Origin of the sequence: Rhizobium sp. R86522 (assembly GCF_042466255.1) — a bacterium.
GTDB lineage: Bacteria > Pseudomonadota > Alphaproteobacteria > Rhizobiales > Rhizobiaceae > Allorhizobium.
The window spans coordinates 1604065-1622042 of the sequence record NZ_JAXHBX010000001.1 but is presented as its reverse complement, the minus strand read 5'-3'; the positions used below and the strand labels follow the sequence as shown (position 1 = coordinate 1622042).

The 17978-nt window shown below is 60.2% G+C and carries 14 protein-coding genes; 2 read left to right on the top strand and 12 right to left on the bottom strand.

The genetic code is table 11. The features are described 5' to 3' along the window. Window positions 1-227: 227 nt before the first annotated feature. Complete coding sequence (locus tag SJY08_RS07680) at window positions 228-1682, top strand: cobyric acid synthase (RefSeq protein WP_377275219.1); 1455 nt, start codon at window positions 228-230, stop codon at window positions 1680-1682. Between the two features lie 42 nt (window positions 1683-1724). Here SJY08_RS07680 and SJY08_RS07675 read toward each other — a convergent pair whose 3' ends face one another. The 12 genes from SJY08_RS07675 to SJY08_RS07620 form a co-directional block, all read right to left on the bottom strand. Further along, window positions 1725-1850 (bottom strand): hypothetical protein, encoded by a 126-nt coding sequence (locus SJY08_RS07675; RefSeq protein ID WP_377275218.1) that lies wholly within the window; start codon window positions 1848-1850, stop codon window positions 1725-1727. A 136-nt stretch (window positions 1851-1986) separates the two neighbouring features. After that, the gene (locus SJY08_RS07670; protein WP_256367282.1) at window positions 1987-2109 is read right to left on the bottom strand and encodes a hypothetical protein; all 123 of its coding nucleotides are present in this window, start codon (window positions 2107-2109) and stop codon (window positions 1987-1989) included. 770 nt (window positions 2110-2879) lie between these two features. After that, window positions 2880-3527 (bottom strand): carbon monoxide dehydrogenase subunit G, encoded by a 648-nt coding sequence (locus tag SJY08_RS07665; protein WP_377275217.1) that lies wholly within the window; start codon window positions 3525-3527, stop codon window positions 2880-2882. Window positions 3528-3540: 13 nt separating this feature from the next. Further along, window positions 3541-4359: an XdhC family protein gene (locus tag SJY08_RS07660; RefSeq protein ID WP_377275216.1), complete on the bottom strand. Its 819-nt coding sequence runs from the start codon at window positions 4357-4359 to the stop codon at window positions 3541-3543. A 2-nt stretch (window positions 4360-4361) separates the two neighbouring features. Next, window positions 4362-5549 (bottom strand): VWA domain-containing protein, encoded by a 1188-nt coding sequence (locus tag SJY08_RS07655; RefSeq protein ID WP_377275215.1) that lies wholly within the window; start codon window positions 5547-5549, stop codon window positions 4362-4364. 1 nt (window position 5550) lies between these two features. After that, window positions 5551-6432 (bottom strand): AAA family ATPase, encoded by an 882-nt coding sequence (locus SJY08_RS07650; protein ID WP_377275214.1) that lies wholly within the window; start codon window positions 6430-6432, stop codon window positions 5551-5553. A gap of 14 nt (window positions 6433-6446) precedes the next feature. Next, entirely contained in the window at window positions 6447-8876 is a 2430-nt protein-coding gene (locus SJY08_RS07645; protein WP_377275213.1) for an aerobic carbon-monoxide dehydrogenase large subunit, read from the bottom strand. Continuing rightward, entirely contained in the window at window positions 8873-9373 is a 501-nt protein-coding gene (locus SJY08_RS07640) for a (2Fe-2S)-binding protein (RefSeq protein WP_069041398.1), read from the bottom strand. Before SJY08_RS07640 ends, SJY08_RS07645 begins: the two co-directional genes overlap by 4 nt. A 12-nt stretch (window positions 9374-9385) precedes the next feature. Then, window positions 9386-10252 (bottom strand): FAD binding domain-containing protein, encoded by an 867-nt coding sequence (locus SJY08_RS07635; RefSeq protein WP_377275212.1) that lies wholly within the window; start codon window positions 10250-10252, stop codon window positions 9386-9388. A 176-nt stretch (window positions 10253-10428) separates the two neighbouring features. Further along, window positions 10429-11709, bottom strand: coding sequence for an MHYT domain-containing protein (locus tag SJY08_RS07630; RefSeq protein ID WP_377275211.1), 1281 nt, complete (start codon window positions 11707-11709; stop codon window positions 10429-10431). A gap of 379 nt (window positions 11710-12088) precedes the next feature. After that, the gene (locus SJY08_RS07625) at window positions 12089-13009 is read right to left on the bottom strand and encodes a response regulator (RefSeq protein ID WP_377275210.1); all 921 of its coding nucleotides are present in this window, start codon (window positions 13007-13009) and stop codon (window positions 12089-12091) included. Beyond that, window positions 13002-16379, bottom strand: a complete 3378-nt coding sequence (locus tag SJY08_RS07620; RefSeq protein WP_377275209.1) for an ATP-binding protein — start codon at window positions 16377-16379, stop codon at window positions 13002-13004. The genes SJY08_RS07625 and SJY08_RS07620 overlap by 8 nt, the downstream gene beginning before the upstream one ends. A 330-nt stretch (window positions 16380-16709) precedes the next feature. On the opposite strand from SJY08_RS07620, the gene urtA reads away from it, so the two are divergent. Beyond that, complete coding sequence (gene urtA / locus SJY08_RS07615) at window positions 16710-17972, top strand: urea ABC transporter substrate-binding protein (RefSeq protein ID WP_069041394.1); 1263 nt, start codon at window positions 16710-16712, stop codon at window positions 17970-17972. Window positions 17973-17978 lie beyond the last annotated feature (6 nt).

Genomic DNA, 17978 nt, shown 5'->3' with positions numbered 1-17978 from the left:
AGATTGCCGCGCTCTTGAGGGCGCTGGTTTCGAGCCGCAGATAATCACTGCGAAGTCTCCGCACCAGCGCGCAAACCGTCATTGAATGTCGCAAATGATCAACTGCTGAGCTATCGGCCGCGACAGGCTGCCGCAGTGTCGCATTTGCATCAACTTTGCGGGCGAGATCGCTGCAAGATCATGAAAAATAGGCAGACAATGCCGCGGCGGAAACGGGACAGGACACGATGACACGAGCGATCATGTTGCAGGGGACAGGATCGGATGTCGGAAAGACGATACTTGTGGCCGGACTGTGCCGTCTGGCTGCGAACAGGGGGCTCAAGGTGGCGCCCTTCAAGCCGCAAAACATGTCCAACAACGCAGCCGTCTCCGATGACGGCGGGGAGATCGGCCGTGCGCAATGGCTCCAGGCGCTCGCCGCCCGCACGCCGTCATCCGTTCACATGAATCCTGTTCTGCTCAAGCCCCAGAGCGAAACTGGCAGCCAGATCATCGTCCAGGGCAAGGTCTTCGGCCAGGCCAAGGGTCGTGACTACCAACGGCTGAAACCGCAGCTTTTGGGCGCCGTCCTTGAAAGTTTTGAAACTGTCTGTGCGGGTAAGGACCTCGTCATCGTCGAAGGCGCCGGCTCGCCCGCTGAAATCAACCTCAGGGCCGGCGATATTGCCAATATGGGCTTTGCCACCCGCGCCGGCGTGCCTGTAGTGCTTGTCGGAGACATCGATCGGGGAGGGGTGATCGCCTCCCTCGTGGGCACGCATACGATACTGCCGGACGAGGATCGCGCCCAGATCATCGGCTACATCATCAACAAGTTCCGTGGTGACGTCACGCTGTTCGACGACGGTCTTTCGGCGATAGGCACCTTTACCGGCTGGCCCTGCTTCGGCGTCATCCCCTGGCTGAAGGCCGCCGCGCGCCTGCCGGCGGAGGATTCCGTCGTCCTGGAGCGCCTGGTCAAGGGCACCGGCGGCGCCTTGAAGGTCGCCGTGCCCGTCCTGTCGCGCATTGCCAATTTCGACGATCTCGATCCGCTCGCAGCCGAACCGGAGGTCGATCTCGTTTATGTCCGCGCAGGCGAACCCTTGCCTGTCGATGCTGGTCTGGTGGTCCTGCCTGGCTCCAAGTCCACGATCGCTGATCTGGAGGAACTACGGAGCCACGGCTGGGACCGGGATCTTGAAATGCATGTCAGGCGCGGCGGACGCGTAATCGGCATTTGTGGCGGCTATCAGATCCTGGGTCGCCAGATTTCCGACCCCCTTGGTCTGGAAGGCGCGCCACGCACAGTTGACGGACTTGGCCTGCTCGACGTCGAAACCGTGATGGCGCCGGAAAAAACGGTCCGCAACAGCGAGGCCCACTCTCTCGAACACGACGTCGCTCTCGCGGGTTACGAGATCCATCTCGGGGTGACACAAGGACCGGATACGCTACGAGCCCCGATTCGCATCGACGGACGGGCTGACGGTGCGGGCTCCGCCGATCGGCGCGTTATCGGAACCTACCTGCACGGGCTATTCTCGAGCGACGCCTATAGACGCAAGCTTCTCGAGAGTTTCGGGGTTCATGGCGGCGGAACGAACTATCGGGCGAGTGTCGACGCGGCCTTGGACGATCTGGCGACGGAGTTGGAAACACGCCTGTCGCGTGAATGGCTGGATGGCCTTCTAGGCTGACGGGGCGGCGCATTCTGAGCCGCCGGATGAACGGTTGCGCAATCAGGTTTCCTGCGACACATCCATCGGCGATGCCATCAGTTCGCCGCCGCCGAGCGAATTGTTCGCATGTTTTAAGGCGAGTATGCTGAGCACCGAGGCGATCAGCAGGATGAAAATGTATCTCATGGTCTTTGCTCCTGCCTGGCGATCCTCAACGAGATTGCGGCAAAACCGGTTCCTCTGAGGCCGCTTTCAAGCTGGAAATACATCGAAAGACAGCAGGCTGTGGTCGAAAAGCCACAACCCCGGTCGTCTGAGAAGATCAACCTGCAGAAACATCGGTCGCAGATGCCGTCAACCGTCCGCCACCGAGGGATTGCTCGGAATATTTGATCGCCAGGATGCTGAACACCGCCGCGATCATCAGGGCCACCGTCACACGCATGAAACCAATCCTGCCAACCTGCCTTGATCCAGAATAGGACACGGGCCTTGGTGATCGGCTAAATCAATTATTACAATCTGATCGATCTTGCGGAAAAAACAGAGCTCCACCCTGGCGCGGCACGCGAAATCCTTACGGGCAGCTCCGGAGGGCAACCGCCGTAGGGCGCACGTCAGGTTCGGGGGAGGGCACCGTGGATCCGGCGCGAGCGATCACGGAAGTCTTCGGTATGGACATTTGTGTTTCGTGGCGGACCGGGTTTCTGCCTACCGTTGAGTCTCGATCGATCTACTTTTGGCTCGTATCGCATTGAACGCACAACACAAAATGTAGCTTTCGCGATCTTCCACACTCCATTTCGTCGCATGTCTTTGCGCCGAATTTCAGTGGTAGTGGCGGGCCAAATGGCGGGCTAGGCCGGATGCATGCGATGCGAAATGAAGTGATTTTTTGATGTTGGGCGACGCCAAGGCCAGGCGGTTGAAACCGGACGACAAGCCAGTATCGGATGGAACGATCACAGGTCTCTAATCTGGTTCCCGCAGGCAAAGTCGGGACTGGAAATCTCATTTGCGTGCTGTTCACACACACCTGCACCGTATTCCTGAAACGCTTGTGATCTGGGACCAGAGCTGCAAGGCATCGTGAATCGGAACAGCTTGGTGGATGTGAATGCCTCAAAAGCAATATGGACGAAAACCAGATTCTTGGGAGAAATGCCTCAAGTTTTCCTGCGCACCGCTTACACGCAACGAAAGGCCTGCAGGTGTTCAGAGCGACCCTGGCTGCTCTGAACAGATCGAGGACATCATCATGTCTTCTCCCATAGCCGAATGATCGCCGGCGATGCAGCATAGGCCCGGTGTGAGGGCGAGAATGAGGAAGGCTGTGGTGCTGGTACCGAGGATGCGGCTCATCCACCCCTTGCTGGCCTTCTCTTCAGAAGGTTCTTCGACAGCAAGCGGCTCTACGACAGCCGGTTCGCCGACAACCGCGCCGAATTTCTCAAAGAAGTCGCCCGCCAGTTTCTTCGCCGTGCTGTCGATGAGCCGGCTGCCCATCTGTGCCAGCTTGCCGCCAATTTCGGCTTTCACGACATAGTGCAGAATTGTTGCATCGCCATCCGGTTCGAGCGTGACATTGGCGCCCCCCTTGGCAAAACCGGCCATGCCGCCTGACCCCTCTCCAGAGATCGTATAGCCATTCGGCGGATCCAGATCGGACAGGGTGACAGTGCCGGCAAAGCTCGCCTTGACCGGGCCGATGCGCAGCGTCACCTTGGCGACCATCTCGGTTTCGGACGTCTTTTCGATGGAGTCGCAGCCGGGTATGCACTGGCGCAAGATGTCCACGTCGTTCAGAGCCGCATAGACGGCTTCGCGCGACGCTTCTATGCGTTGTGATCCGTTCATGTCCATGATTGTTCTCCCATTATGCGTTTCTTTGGCCGCGTCGCCTGATCTCGATTATTTCCGCGACGATCGAGAAGGCAATTTCGTCTGGTGTAATGGAGCCGAGGTCGAGGCCTGCCGGCGAGTGAATGTCGTCCAACGCTCTGGCATCGATCCCGTCGCCTTCCAGGTCGCGTCTCAGCGCCGCAAATTTCTTGCGCGAACCGACGAAGCCGGTATAGCGGCTTTGGATGCCAAGAACCGCCTTCAGCGCTGCGCTATCACCGCGTCCCTGGGTCGCAATGACAATATATCCTTGCTGTGAACCGTCGGTCGGCAGGTCGAAACCATCCACCATCCGGTCCGTGATGCCAAACGCGGCATGATCGGCCTGCGGCGCGCAGATCGTGACGAAGAATCCCATGCGCCGGGCGATATCGGCAAGGGCCACAGCCACCGGAGAGGTGCCAAGAATAGCAAGGTGCGGGCGCGGCAGGACGGGTTCGACGAACACATCCATCGTGCCCTGGCTCGGGCACATGTTGCGGGCGTAGAACACGCCGTCCTTCATGTCGCCGGGTTTGACCTGTTGCACCTCAAGCAGGTCTTTCGGCTGGATGCTGATCAGGCGAGGCTGACCGTCGCGGATGGCCTCAGCCGCAGCCTTCAGCACGGCACCACGGGCGCAACCGCCGCCGATCCAGCCGGCAGAGATGCTACCGTCTGCCAAGACCACAGCCTTGGCACCCGCCTTGGCAGCCGTAACCGAGACGGTGCGGACGACCGTTGCGATGGCAAAGGGCTCTCCACGCGCCTTGGTCTGACTGACCAGATCGAGAATATCGGAGGTGTCCTGCATGCTCAGATCCTCGCCAGATAGGGTTCGAGCGCCTTGAGGCTCTCCAGGTTGTGAGCCGGCGCAAAGAGATCGACGTAAGGAAGCGCCGCCTTCATACCGGCCGCCTCCGGGGCATAGTCCTGCCAGCCGATCATCGGGTTCAGCCATGCGATCCGCCGGCACCGCCGCCGGAGCGCCCGCATCTCGTCGCCCAGCCGTTCTGCCGGACCCGTATCGTAACCGTCCGACACGATCATGACGCAGGTGCGCGAATGGATGCAGCGTTTCGCATGCCATCTGTTGAAGGTTGCAAGACTGTCGCCGATGCGGGTTCCGCCGCCGGTTCCCTGACCCATCAGCGCCATCCGCTCGACGGCACGCTGCGGATCGCGCTCCCGCAGCGCCGGCGCGATATGAACGAGGCGCGTGTGAAAGAGGAATGCCTCGGCCTCGCGAAATGCGTCGAGCACGCCATGCATGAAGCGCAGGAACACCGCCGAGTAGAGGCTCATCGAGCCGGAACCGTCGAGAAGCACGACCAGCCGCAGCGGTTTTTCCCGCCGCTTCCGAAACACCAACTGTATCGGCGTGCCGCCATTCGCGATGCTCTTGTGGATCGTGCGCCTGAGATCAAGCCGCTGGCCTTGGCGCCGTGCCCGCATGCGCCGCGTGATGCGCGCACGCATCGAAACGGCGAGGCGTTCAGCCAGGCGATGCGCCTCGGCGAGATCGTCCGGATGCGTCAGGTGCCGGAAGTCGGTCTTGCCGATGAACTCGGCGCGGGACGCGCCCTCACGCCGGGTTTCGCCGGTCTCGAAAGCCTCTTCACCCTGACCACGCTGGACATGATCCGCGTGTTCTTGGGCCCCCTGACCGCGCGCTCCGGACGCGGCCGCCTGCACCCCGTCAGGGGCCTTTTGCGGTGCGCCCGACATCCGCGTGGCAGATTTCATGCCCCGTTTTAGCCAGAAGGCATCAAAAATCTCATCGAACATCGTCCAGTCGGAATGTCGGCTGCAGAAGAGCGATCGGAGTGCCGGACGCAGCCGCGACGGACGGCTGGCGCTGTCGCCGCTCATCACAGTGAGCGCATCACGATATTCTGCGAGACCGACAATGAAACCGTTGTCGCGCAGCGTCGCCACGAAGCCAGAGAGCTTAGTCCGCATCAACTCACCCAGGTCTGGCTCGGCCATCCGCAGCGCGCTCATCTCACGCCACCTTTCCGAGCAGTCGCTCGGTAACCTGGCGCGACATGCGGGCCTTGTCCTCCGCTGTCTTGATCAGACACATCAAGGTCTCATGCACCGCTTCGGGCTCGTCATGCAGATGCCGGATGTCGAGGCCGGCAAGCGTTGCGGCCCAATCCAGCGTTTCGGCGACACCCGGTGTCTTGCGCAGGTCCTCCTTGCGGATGAGGCCGACCATCGAAGCGATCTGCAAGGCCAGCGCCGCATCAATGCCCGGCAGCCGCGACAGGATGATCCGCGCCTCGCGGTCAACATCGGGAAAATCGACGTAATGGTAGAGGCACCGGCGCCTGAGCGCGTCGGACAACTCGCGGGTTCCGTTGCTGGTCAGGATAACCCGCGGAATGGCCGTCGCCGTAATCGTCCCGAGTTCCGGTATCGACACCTGGAAATCCGATAGAATCTCCAGAAGAAAGGCCTCGAACTCCTCGTCTGCCCGATCAACCTCGTCGATCAGCAGAACGGGTGCCTTGGCCTGCCGGATGGCGGCCAGCAGAGGCCGCTCAAGCAGGTATTTTTCGGAGAAGATCGCCTCTTCGACCTCGTCGGCATTGATGCCTTCGCGCGCCTTGATCGCCAGCAACTGCCGCTGGTAATTCCATTCATAGAGGGCCGAACTCTGGTCCAGCCCTTCATAGCATTGCAACCGGATCAGTTTTGTTTCATGCGCCAGCGCCAGGGCGCGTGCGACCTCCGTCTTGCCGACACCTGCCTCGCCTTCCAGAAGCAGCGGCCGTGACAGGCTGTCCATCAGCCATAGCGCGGTCGACAGGTCGCGATCGGGCACATACCCGACCGCGGCCATCTGCGCGGCAATCTTCTCCTGAGGAAGTGTCACTGCCATTGACTGATCCGTACTTACCCGTGCAACCCGAGACGTTCGCCGACCTTCCACAGCCGCCAGGCATCATGCGGCATCTGGATATGGCCGGCATCGAGGAAGGCATAGGCGTCGTTGACCGCATTGGAGAAGCACGGCACGCCGCCGACATGCGGGCTTTCACCGACGCCCTTGGCACCGATCGGATGATGCGGCGAGGGCGTGACGGTAAAGTCCGTCTCCCAATGCGGCGTCTCGACGGCGGTCGGTAGGAAGAAGTCCATGAAGGACGCCCCCATGACATTGCCCATCTCGTCGTAGCGGATCTCCTGGCCCATGGCACAGGCAAAGGCTTCCGTCAGCCCGCCATGCACCTGTCCCTCGATGATCATGGGATTGATGCGCGTGCCGCAATCGTCCAGCGCGTAGAAGCGTCGCGTCTTGGCCACACCCGTATCGACATCGATATCCATGACGCAGAAATAGGCGCCGAAGGGATAGGTCATGTTGGGCGGCTCGTAATAGTTGACCGCCTCCAGACCGGGCTCGAGGTTCGGCGGCGGGGCATTATAGGCCGACCAGGCGATCTCCTTCATCGTCTTGAACTTCTCTGGCAGGCCCTTGACGCGGAAGCGGTCGATATCCCACTCCAGATCGCCCTCATGCACTTCGAGCATATGGGCGGCGATCATCTGGGCCTTGGCCTTGATCTTGCGGGCAGCCACTGCGGTTGCAGCGCCGGCAACCGGGGTTGAGCGGGAGCCGTAGGTGCCGAGACCATAAGGTGCGGTATCGGTATTGCCTTCCTCGATCATGATGTCGTCGGCGGGAATGCCAAGTTCGGTGGCGATGATCTGGGCATAGGTCGTCTCGTGCCCTTGCCCCTGGCTCTTGGTGCCCATCCGGGCAATCACGGAGCCGGTCGGATGGATGCGGATCTCAGCGGAATCGAACATCGCGATGCCGAGAATGTCGCAGTTCTTGGCCGGTCCCGCGCCGACAATTTCGGTGAAAAACGAAATGCCGATGCCCATTAACTCGCGCGTTTCGCCGCGTTTGAATGCCTCGCGTTTTTCCGCCTGTTCGGCACGCAGGGCCTTATAGTCGATTGCGTCCATCGCCTTCTTCATGGCGGTGTGATAGTCGCCGCTGTCATATTCCCAGCCGAGCGCCGAGTGATAGGGAAACTGCTCGGCCTTGATGAAATTCTTGATCCGCAGCTCCGCGGCATCCATGCCGAGTTTCTGGGCCAGCACTTCTATGGCCCGCTCGATGGCAAACACCGCCTCCGTCACCCGGAACGAACAGCGATAGGCGACACCGCCGGACGCCTTGTTGGTATAGACACCATCGACGGCCAGATGTGCCACCGGGATGTCATAAGAGCCGGTGCAGATGTTCATGAAGCCGGCCGGCCATTTGGACGGGTCGGCGCAGGCATCGAAGGCACCGTGATCGGCCAGCACATGCACCCGCATGCCGAGGATCTTGCCGTCCTTGGTGGCGGCCAGTTCCGTGGTCATGTGATAGTCGCGGGCAAAGGATGTGGTGGAGAGGTTCTCCATCCGGTCTTCCACCCATTTGACCGGCACGCCCAGCACGATCGAGCCGACGACAGAGCAGACATAGCCGGCATAGGCGCCGACCTTGTTGCCGAAGCCACCGCCGATATCCGGCGCGATCACGTGGATCTTGTGTTCCGGCAGGCCGGAGATCAGCGAGACGACCGTGCGGATGACATGCGGTGCCTGGAAGGTACCCCAGAGCGTCAGTTCGCCCTTGACCTTGTCGAACGAGGCGACCGACTGGCAGGTTTCGAGCGGCGACGGATGGGTGCGGTGGTCGACCAGCATTTCCTTGATCGTCACATCCGCCTTGGCAAAAACATCGTCTGTCGCTTGTCTATCGCCGATCTGCCATTCGAAGATGTGGTTGGGATGTTTGCGCGGTCCGTGGGCGCCAACCATCTTGTCCTTGATGTCTTCGCGCAGGATCGGCGCATCCGGGAGCATGGCCTTGAACGGGTCGACGATGCAGGGCAGCGCCTCATAGATGACATCAACAAGTTCGGTCGCATCAGAGGCGATGTAGCGATCCTCGGCGATGACGAAGGCGACTTCCTGGTTCTGGAACAGCACTTTCTCTTCAGCCAGAACCGCCTGGACGTCGCCGGCAAGCGTCGGCATGTAGTGCAGGCCAAGCGGCTTCAGATCGGCAGCTGTCAGCACCGCAATCACCCCCGGCAGCGCCTTGGCGCGCGACGTGTCGATGCTGACAATGCGCGCATGCGCGTGGGGCGACCGGACGAAATCGCCGAACAACATGCCCGGCAGTTTCAGGTCGTCGACATAAGAGCCCTTGCCTTGCGTAAAGCGGATGTCCTCGACGCGCTTGCGCTTGCAGCCCATGCCCTGCAGCTTTTCGGTCCGCTCGGCACGATCGGTGTCAATCTTGACTTGCTCGTTCATTCCGCGGCCTCCTGAAACGGTGTTCCATTGATCTTGGCCGCCGCATACTGGATGGCCTTGACGATGTTCACATAGCCGGTGCAACGACAGAGATTGCCGGCGATGCCGTAGCGAATTTCCTCCTCGGTCGGATTGGCGTTTTCCTGAAGAAGGCGATGGGCGCGCAAGATCATGCCCGGCGTGCAGTATCCGCATTGCAGGCCGTGCATCATGCGGAAGCCCTCCTGCAGAGCGCTGAGCGTTCCGTCCGGATTGGCGACGCCTTCAATCGTGGTGATGCTGGCGCCATCGGCCTGGACGGCGAAGGTCATGCAGCTCTTCACCGACATGTCGTCCATGTCGACCGTGCAGGCGCCGCAATGGCCGGTGTCGCAGCCGATATGGGCGCCCGTCAGGTTCTGCTGCTCACGCAGGAAATGGATCAGCAAAGTGCGCGGCTCGACGAGAGCCTCCACAGCCTTGCCATTGATGGTGACCTTGATATGCGACTTTGTCATGGTTTCCCCCCCTCAACCCTTGGCGCGGGTCTGTGCCCGATCGAGTGCCCGGCGCAGCATGATACCGGCCATCTTGGTGCGGTATTCGGCAGGCCCACGCATATCGGAGGCCGGATTGGTGATGGCCTCGGCCGCAGCGACTGCCGCATTGACGGTTGCCGCATCGAGCGTGCTGCCAACCAGAATGCCAGCTGCCTCGGACGCCCAGAGCGGCGTTTCGGACACATTCGTCAGGCCGATGGAGGCACTGGTGCAGGTGCCTCCCGCCATGGTGATGACCACCGCCGCAGCTGCGGTTGCATAGTCTCCGACCTTGCGCTTGAGTTTTTCATAGCCGTAGCCATGACCGGCAGGTGGGATCGGAATACGGATCTCGGTCAGGATCTCGCCGGGTTCCAGAGCGGTCTCATAGGCACCGAGATAGAAATCCCGCGCCGGAACCTGGCGGCTGCCACCGGTGCCGGTCAGCTGGTAGCTGGCTCCAAGACACTGCATCAGAGCCGGCATGTCATTGCCGGGATCACCGTTGGCGCAATTGCCGCCGATCGTGCCCTTGTAGCGGATCTGTGGGTCGGCAATGACGAGGGCTGTCTCGCGAAGGATTGGAACGAGGTCTGCGAGCAAGGTGCTGGTGATGACCGAATGCTGTGTTGTCATCGCCCCGATGATCACATCAGTGCCGACCACTTCCAGGCGACGCAACCCCTCGATAGCGGTGAGATCAACGAGATGCTCAGGCGCTGCCAGCCGTGTCTTCATCAGCGGTATCAGGCTGTGACCGCCGGCCAGCGGCCGGGCATCCTCGCCGAGTTGCAACAACAATGCGACAGCGCTTTCGACTGTCGTTGGCCGATGGTAATCGAACGTGCCAGGTATCATCCGTCGCTCCTCCCAAAGCTTCGTCTCGCATCGTTAAAGGCCGAACCTCCTTGGCCTTTGTCGAGTCAGCACAGCAGGCGATGAATGTTGCCGCCAAACAATGGCAAGCACACCAAAACGCCTCCATTTGCACGAAATGCAGCGAGTTCCGCACGAAATGCGGCAGGAGAATTGACCTAACGACAGTCGGGGGTGGTGCCGCTTCTCGATGCTTTGAAGGCGGCGAGCTCAGACCGAAAGCCTGTCAGCCTCGACCGACTGACAGGCACCGTACGCCTGATCGGCGTATCCAGTTCGACCGCGCCCGAGTCACCGGTCTTCTTGATGCGGACAACGAAGAAGAGGTTCACGATATAGCTGCGATGGACCCGGGAAAAAATCGTCTCGGGCAGGCGTGCTGCGATGTCGGAGATCGACAGTGGGCAGAAAAGGTCGTCACGACCGTTGAAGATATAGGTGTAATGCGCGTTGGAATGAACCGAAACGATGTCATCTGCTGCAATGTGAAAACGCTTGCCGTTCCTTTCGATCGGCAGCAGGAGATCGTCTGCGGACAGAATTGGGGCAGGCGACGCAGCGACTGCGGCCACCATCGGGCCGGGTTCGGTCGCGGTCTGCATGAGGTGCTGCTCGGCCGGATTTAGCGAGATCGTTGGGGTAATGTCCGATTGGGGGCCTTCCTGTGGGCGCGCGTCTGGCACAGCATGTGCCGCGTTCCAGGCGTTCTCGCCGCGCGTATCTTTCGGCTCTGTTGGGACCAGCGCCAGCATGAACACGGCCGAGATGCTACAGGCGACCACGCTCACAATGGCTGCCAGTATGTCGCCGGACATCAAGGATGTCGTGTTTGCCACCTCTGCAGCGGCCAGATGCAGTGTCGTTCCTGCCATCGCCATATAGTGCATACCCGATACTGCGCAGCCGAGCACCACGGCACAGAGAAACAGTGGCGGTCGCCTGTCGGCGGAAAAGGCGAGCCAGAGCGCAAGGCCGGACGCAGCGATGGCAATCGCTATACTGGCCAGAGCGTAGGCGGGATCGTGCGTGAGATGAAATACCGAATGCACGGCCGTCATGCCGACATAGTGCATTGTGGTGATGCCAATGCCCATGAGCACTGCGGCGATCACCAGCAGGCGTTGCGATCGCAGGCTCGCAAGGTAGATCGCGACGCCCGTGACAAGACAGCAAATGAGGAATGAGAGAAGCGTGGGTACGACGGCATAGTCGATCGCGACGGCGGTGGTGATCGCCAGCATGCCGATGAAATGCATGCTCCAGATGCCGACTGAGAGCGTCATCGCCGAGCCTGCGATCAGGAGGCGGCGTCGGTTGGCAAAGGCGGCTGGTATGAGAAGCGCGAGACTGATGCCGACGTATCCCGCCTGGATTGCCACCACCACTGAAAGGGCGACGAGGACCGGGCTATAGCTGAACGATGTGGTGAGTTCCGTCATAGCTGTCTTTGCAACCTTCGGACATTCCTATGCATCGCTCATGCGATGGCACGAGCGATCGATACTGCGGCTTTCACTGATCTGCGTTCGGCTCGCCTCCCAGCCTCCTGGCCTCACACTATCCACACGCCGGACAACTTGTCGAGCCAGATGGCAGTGGTTGACCGAAACGCGGGTCACCTTTTGAACATCAGGATCATGAGGTCTGCGCAACACTGACCCCAGGTTCTCGCGGCAACGTCACGGCTTCAAGCTTGGACTCACGGGGTGAGTATTCATCTTTGAATTCCTGCTCTCCGGGTTCAGCAGGAACGCTTTAGCCCGATTTCCATGAAACCGGCAGCGGGCCAGTATGATGGCACTCGTGGTCGCTCTTTCATCACTCCCGCCACAGCACTCGCACGGCCAGAGTGGCGGCGGAGGTCCGCTTCTCAACAGCGAGTTTGTTGAAGATCTGCTCCATGTGCTTGTTTACGGTGCGCGGTGACATGTCCAGGATATCTGCAATTTCCTTGTTTGACTTTCCGTGGGCCACCCATAGGAGAACCTCCGCCTCACGCAGTGTCACGCCGAAGGCCCTTGCAAGCTGTTCCTCGTCGGCGCCGCGACGACGGTCGACAAGCCGCAGCAAAATCTCGTCGTCCCCGCTGTCCGAAAGGCGCCGAAACTCAATGTCGTGGCCAAGCCGCGCGTAATGAAAGACGTTCGGATTGCCGCCAACATCATTGCAAGCGCCGTCCGCCAGCCAGGAGAGGATCTCGAGCGGCAGATAGCTGTTGGTGTCTGCCCTTATGCCAACCTTGGCCAAGAGATCCGATGCCTGGGGTGTCGACCAGGCGATCAGCCCGTTCGTGTCGCAAGCGACAATCCAGCGACCCGTAGAATTGAGAGCATGACGGGCCGACCGCGCGCGCTTAGAATTGCTCAGATGGACACGCATGCGGGCAAAGAGCTGATCGAGCCGGATCGGCTTGACGACAAAGTCGACGCCGCCTGATGCAAGCGCCTTCACGACATGCTCATTCTCGTTATACCCGGTCATGAAGATTACCGGCAGGTCTTCGAAGCCGCGGGCCGCCTTCAGAATCCTGCAGGTCTCGAAACCGTCCAGTCCAGGCATCATCGCGTCCATCAAGACGATGTCAGGCACTTTGAAATTGGCCATGGAAATGGCTGATCTTCCGCTGCTTGAGGTGTGCACCTCAAGGCCCTCAAGGCTGAGGGCGTCCGAGAGCATGGCGAGCGCCTCGCTGGAATCGTCTACAATCAGAACACGGTTGCCATCGAATGCGTCAGGCATGGCTCTTGGTATCCTCAATAATCGCCAGGAACTCGCGGAGGCGATAGTTCGTGGCCAGTTGGCGCATATGCCTGCAGAAGCGCTCTGTTCCAGGGGTGGAGATTTCCAGATCGTTGAGCATCGCTTCTATCGAACGGACGAAGCCTGTCTCGCCCAGCGTTTTGAGCTGCTGTAGCTTGCGCGGCTCGGGCAGTTCCTCCAGCGTGAAAGAAGGTCGTTGGGAAGCCTCGACGTGAACGCCGTCATCGAGAATCCATGTCAGCGGAATGAGGGTCGCCAGACGTTCGAACAGTCCTTCGAAATTGAAGGGCTTGATCAGGTAGGAATCAAAGAGCGGGGCATATTCGGGCTTGGTGCGTTCGTTTCCGGCATCGGCCGACAGGATCAGGATGGGAAGATCCCGGCCGTAACGTTGGCGGATGCGCTTGGCCACGTCCCACCCGGACATGCTGGGCATCGCAAGATCGAGAATGACAATATCCGGGCGATGGAGAGCGAGCGTGGAGAGGCAGGCCGGACCATCATTCACCGTTACCACCGAGAAACCGAGCGGGGTCAGAACCTCCTCCATCAGCGCCCGCTGGGTTGTATCGTCATCGGCTATCAGGATCATCCGGCGGCGTCCCTCATAGCCGGCGACGGCCAGAGCCGGCGCCACCATGTCCTCAGGCCTTTGCGCCTCGGAGAGCATCAGCCGGATGGTGAACTGCGTGCCCTTACCCGGGCGGCTTGCGAGCTTCAGGTCTCCGCCCATGATCTCGACCAACAGTCTCGTGATCGTGAGCCCAAGCCCCGTTCCTGGGGGCTGGGTCTGGCCGTGTGGTTGCTCCGCGCGTTCGAACGGCAGGAAGATCCGCTCCAGATCCTGCTGCTTGATGCCGACGCCGGTATCCTCGATTTCAAAGGTGGCCACTTGGCCGCGATAGGATAGCGTGAAGCAGACCTGCCCGCGATGGGTGAACTTGATGGCGTTTGAGAGCATGTTGATCAGCACCTGTCGCAGGCGCTTCTCGTCGGCGAACACATAATCCGGGATGGGGGAGGTGGCGCGGAACTCGAAGCCAATACCCTTGGCCTGGGCTTGCAGGCTGAACATATCGACAATCTGGTCGAGGAACGGACCGAGCGCGATTTTGTGGCGGTAGATCTCAAATTTGCCGGCCTCGATCTTGGAGATATCAAGCAACCCCTCGATCATGTCGGCGAGATGCTCTCCGCTGCGCTTGATGGTCCGGGCGGCATTGTGGACGATGTTCGGCATGCCCTGCTGACGCTCAAGCACCTGAGCATAACCCAGGATCGCGGTCAGCGGCGTGCGTAGTTCGTGGCTGAGGCCAACAACATATTTGCTCTTGGCAAGATTGGCCGATTCCGCCGCCTCCTTCGCCTTCTGCAGCAGCCGGTCGGTTTCTTCATGCGCCCGGATTTCGTCCATGAGCAAGCGGGTGTGGCGACTGGCCTCTTCCTCTGCGAAGTCACGGCTCTCCTGTGCCAGAACGAAAAGCCAGGTGACGATGCCGGCCAGGATGAAGAGGATGATGTAGAGCTTCCAGAGCTCGAAACCGATCAGTTCCGCAGCATCCGGATATTCGATCGTGCTCTGGAAGTGGATGAGCCAGAAGACGCTGCCCATAAAGGCGTTCACAACTGAGAAAAGCGCCAGATAGCGCATCACGCTGCCGTTCACCGCCTCGGCCACTCCGGCCGGCAGCCAGGACTGGGCAAGTGACTTCGCCTGCTGGCTGAACCGCGCATCGGACTTGCAAATGTCGTGGCATCGTGCGTCCAGTGAGCAGCAAAGTGAGCAGATCGGTCCCGAATAGGCTGGGCAATGCGCCATGTCCTCCCGGTCGAACTTCAGTTCGCAGATCGAACATCCGGTATGCCCCTGGGCGTCGGCCTCAACGCAGCTCGTTCTGGCGATGTAGTAGCGCCCGCCCGTCGCCTTCGCAATCAAGGGTACGAGCAGGAACGGCAAAGCGAGTGCGACGTAGACATAAATCTTGGTGGCGAGCTCACCCATCAGCCCGCCATAGGCGGCGAAGGCCGCGAGCACGGCGATCGTCATCGAGCCGAAGCCAACCGGATTGATATCGTAGAGATGGGCACGCTTGAATTCGATGATCGGCGGCGACAGGCCGAGAGGCTTTGCGATCATCAGGTCGGCGGCGATCGAGGCGGTCCAGGCGATCGCAACAATAGAATAGAGGCCGAGCACGGTCTCCAGCGCCTTGTAGATGCCGAATTCCATCAGCAGCAGGCCGATCAGCACGTTGAACACGAGCCAGACCACACGGCCCGGATGGCTGTGTGTCAGGCGCGAGAAGAAGTTCGACCAGGCGATGGAGCCTGCATAGGTGTTCGTGACATTGATCTTGACCTGGCAGATCACAACAAAGATGCCGGTGACGCCGAGCGCAAATTCGGGTGAGCCCAGCATTTGGCTGAACACGGTCAGATACATCTGCGTCGGGTCGGATGCATCCTCGAATGCAACCCCATTGCGGAAGGCGTAAAAGGCGAGGAAGGAGCCGGCCAGAATCTTCAGGCCGCCGATCACGATCCAGCCAGGACCTGCACTGAGAAGAGCGACCCACCACTGGATTCGGTTCTTTTCGGTTTTACGTGGCAGGAAGCGGAGATAGTCCACCTGCTCGCCGATCTGTGCGGCCAGAGAGAAGACCACGGCCGAGCAGAGACCAAAAAGCGCAACATCGAAGCTGTGGTCCATCGGGCCGAGGAGCCCGGTGTAACCGGTCCAGTCCCGCACCGGCTGCAGCCCCTGAGATGCTATGAAGACAAAGGGAGCAAGCTGTAGCACCACCCAGAAGGGCTGCGACCAGGCTTGAAACCGGCTGATGAACGTCACGCCGTGGGTGACCAGCGGAATGATCGCGACTGCACTGACGATATAGCCGATCGAGAGCGGCAGTCCTGTAATCAACTCCAGCGCTTTGGCGATGATGGCGGCCTCAATGGCGAAGAAGAGGAAGGTGAAGCAGGCATAGATCAGCGAGGTGACCGTGGAGCCGAGATAGCCGAAACCGGCACCACGGGTGAGCAGATCGATATCCACCCCGTAACGGGCGGCGCTGTAGGCGATCGGAATGCCGATCACCAGCATGACCGAGCATGCGACCAGAATCGCAAGCGTTGCATTGGTGAAGCCGTAGCTCAGGGTTATAGCCCCCCCGATCGCCTCCAGCGCCAGGAATGAAATGGCGCCTAGTGCCGTATTGGCGATCCGCCCCGGCGAGAAGCGACGCACCTCGTGTGCGGTGAAGCGGAGGGCATAATCCTCCAAGGTCTGGTTGGCGACCCACTTGTTGTAGGTCCGCCGAATTCTGGGAATCCGCTCGGCCTGGTTCAATTCATCCCCCTGCGACCGGCGACGGCCGGTCGCGCGCTGTACGCCCTCTCGCGAAGCAATTCTCGTACCAGTCAAAGAACGAGCGTTTTCATAACCCTACAAAAGACGGATGCGGGTCAAATGGACGGGTAGCGCAGGTCCTTGGTTTCTCTTTGTTTCTCGGTCGGATTGCCTCAACTGGATACGACCTTAAGGGACAAAGACCCGGGTGGGTATACGTCAAACGCTCCATTGTTGCGTTGCACCAATTGCGACGAGGTTACCTCCAGTTGGCCGGTTCCCTCGCTGCTGGCCCTGCTGCAACCCTCCACAACGACGAAGAGGCACGCCATGTCTGACGACCCCAAAATCCCACCGCTGAGCATCAGTCGCCGAGCCCTGCTTGCAGGCGTGGCATCGATCCCGCTGTTGACGGCGCTGAGCACGCCGATCTTCGCGCAGGACACATCCACTGCAGTCGTCAATGCCACTGGCCTGGCTGTGACCGACGACACCGTGAAAGTGGGCATCCTGCATTCTGTTACCGGCACCATGGCGATTTCCGAGACCGGCTCGGTTCAAGCTGAAAAGCTCGCCATCGAACAGATCAATGCCAGTGGCGGCATTCTTGGTCGCAAGATCGAGGTGATCCAGGAAGACGGTGCCTCCGACTGGCCGACCTTCGCCGAAAAGGCGAAGAAGCTGCTCGTTGAGGACAAGGTCGCGGCCGTCTTCGGTTGCTGGACCTCGGCTTCGCGCAAGGCTGTTCTGCCCGTCTTCGAGCAGTATAACGGCATGCTTTACTATCCGACATTCTACGAAGGGCTCGAGCAGTCGCCCAACGTCATTTACACCGGTCAGGAAGCAACCCAGCAGATTCTCGCTGGCATTGACTGGGTGGTAAAGGAGAAGGGCGCAAAGAGCTTCTATCTGCTCGGCTCTGACTATATCTGGCCGCGCACGTCCAACAAGATCGCCCGCAAGCACATCGAGAAACTCGGCCTCGAAGTTGTCGGCGAGGAATACTACCCGCTCGGGCATACCCAGTTCAATTCGGTGATCAACAAGATCAAGCTGAAGAAGCCCGATGTCATCTATGCCATCGTCGTCGGTGGCTCGAACGTTGCGTTCTACAAGCAGCTGAAGGCTGCCGGCATTGATATGACCAAGGAGAAGCCGCTGCTTCTCACGATCTCGGTCACTGAGGACGAGATCCTCGGCATTGGCGGCGAGAACATGGTGGGCGCCTATGCCGCCATGAAATACTTCCAGAGCCTGCCGAACGACAACAACACGTCCTTTGTCGCCGAGTTCAAGAAGATGTGGGGCGACGACATCGTCATCGGCGACGTCACCCAGGCCGCCTATCTCGGCCCTTGGCTGTGGAAGGCGGCGGTGGAGAAGGCTGGTTCCTTCGACATCGACAAGGTGCGCGCCGCTTCGCCTGGCATCGAACTGACGACGGCACCGGAAGGCTATGTGAAGGTCCACGAGAACCACCACCTTTGGTCCAAGACCCGCATCGGGCACGCCCGTGCCGACGGCCAGTACGACGTCGTCTACGAGACGACGGACCTGATGGAGCCGGACCCGTTCCCGGAAGGCTATCAATAAGCATTG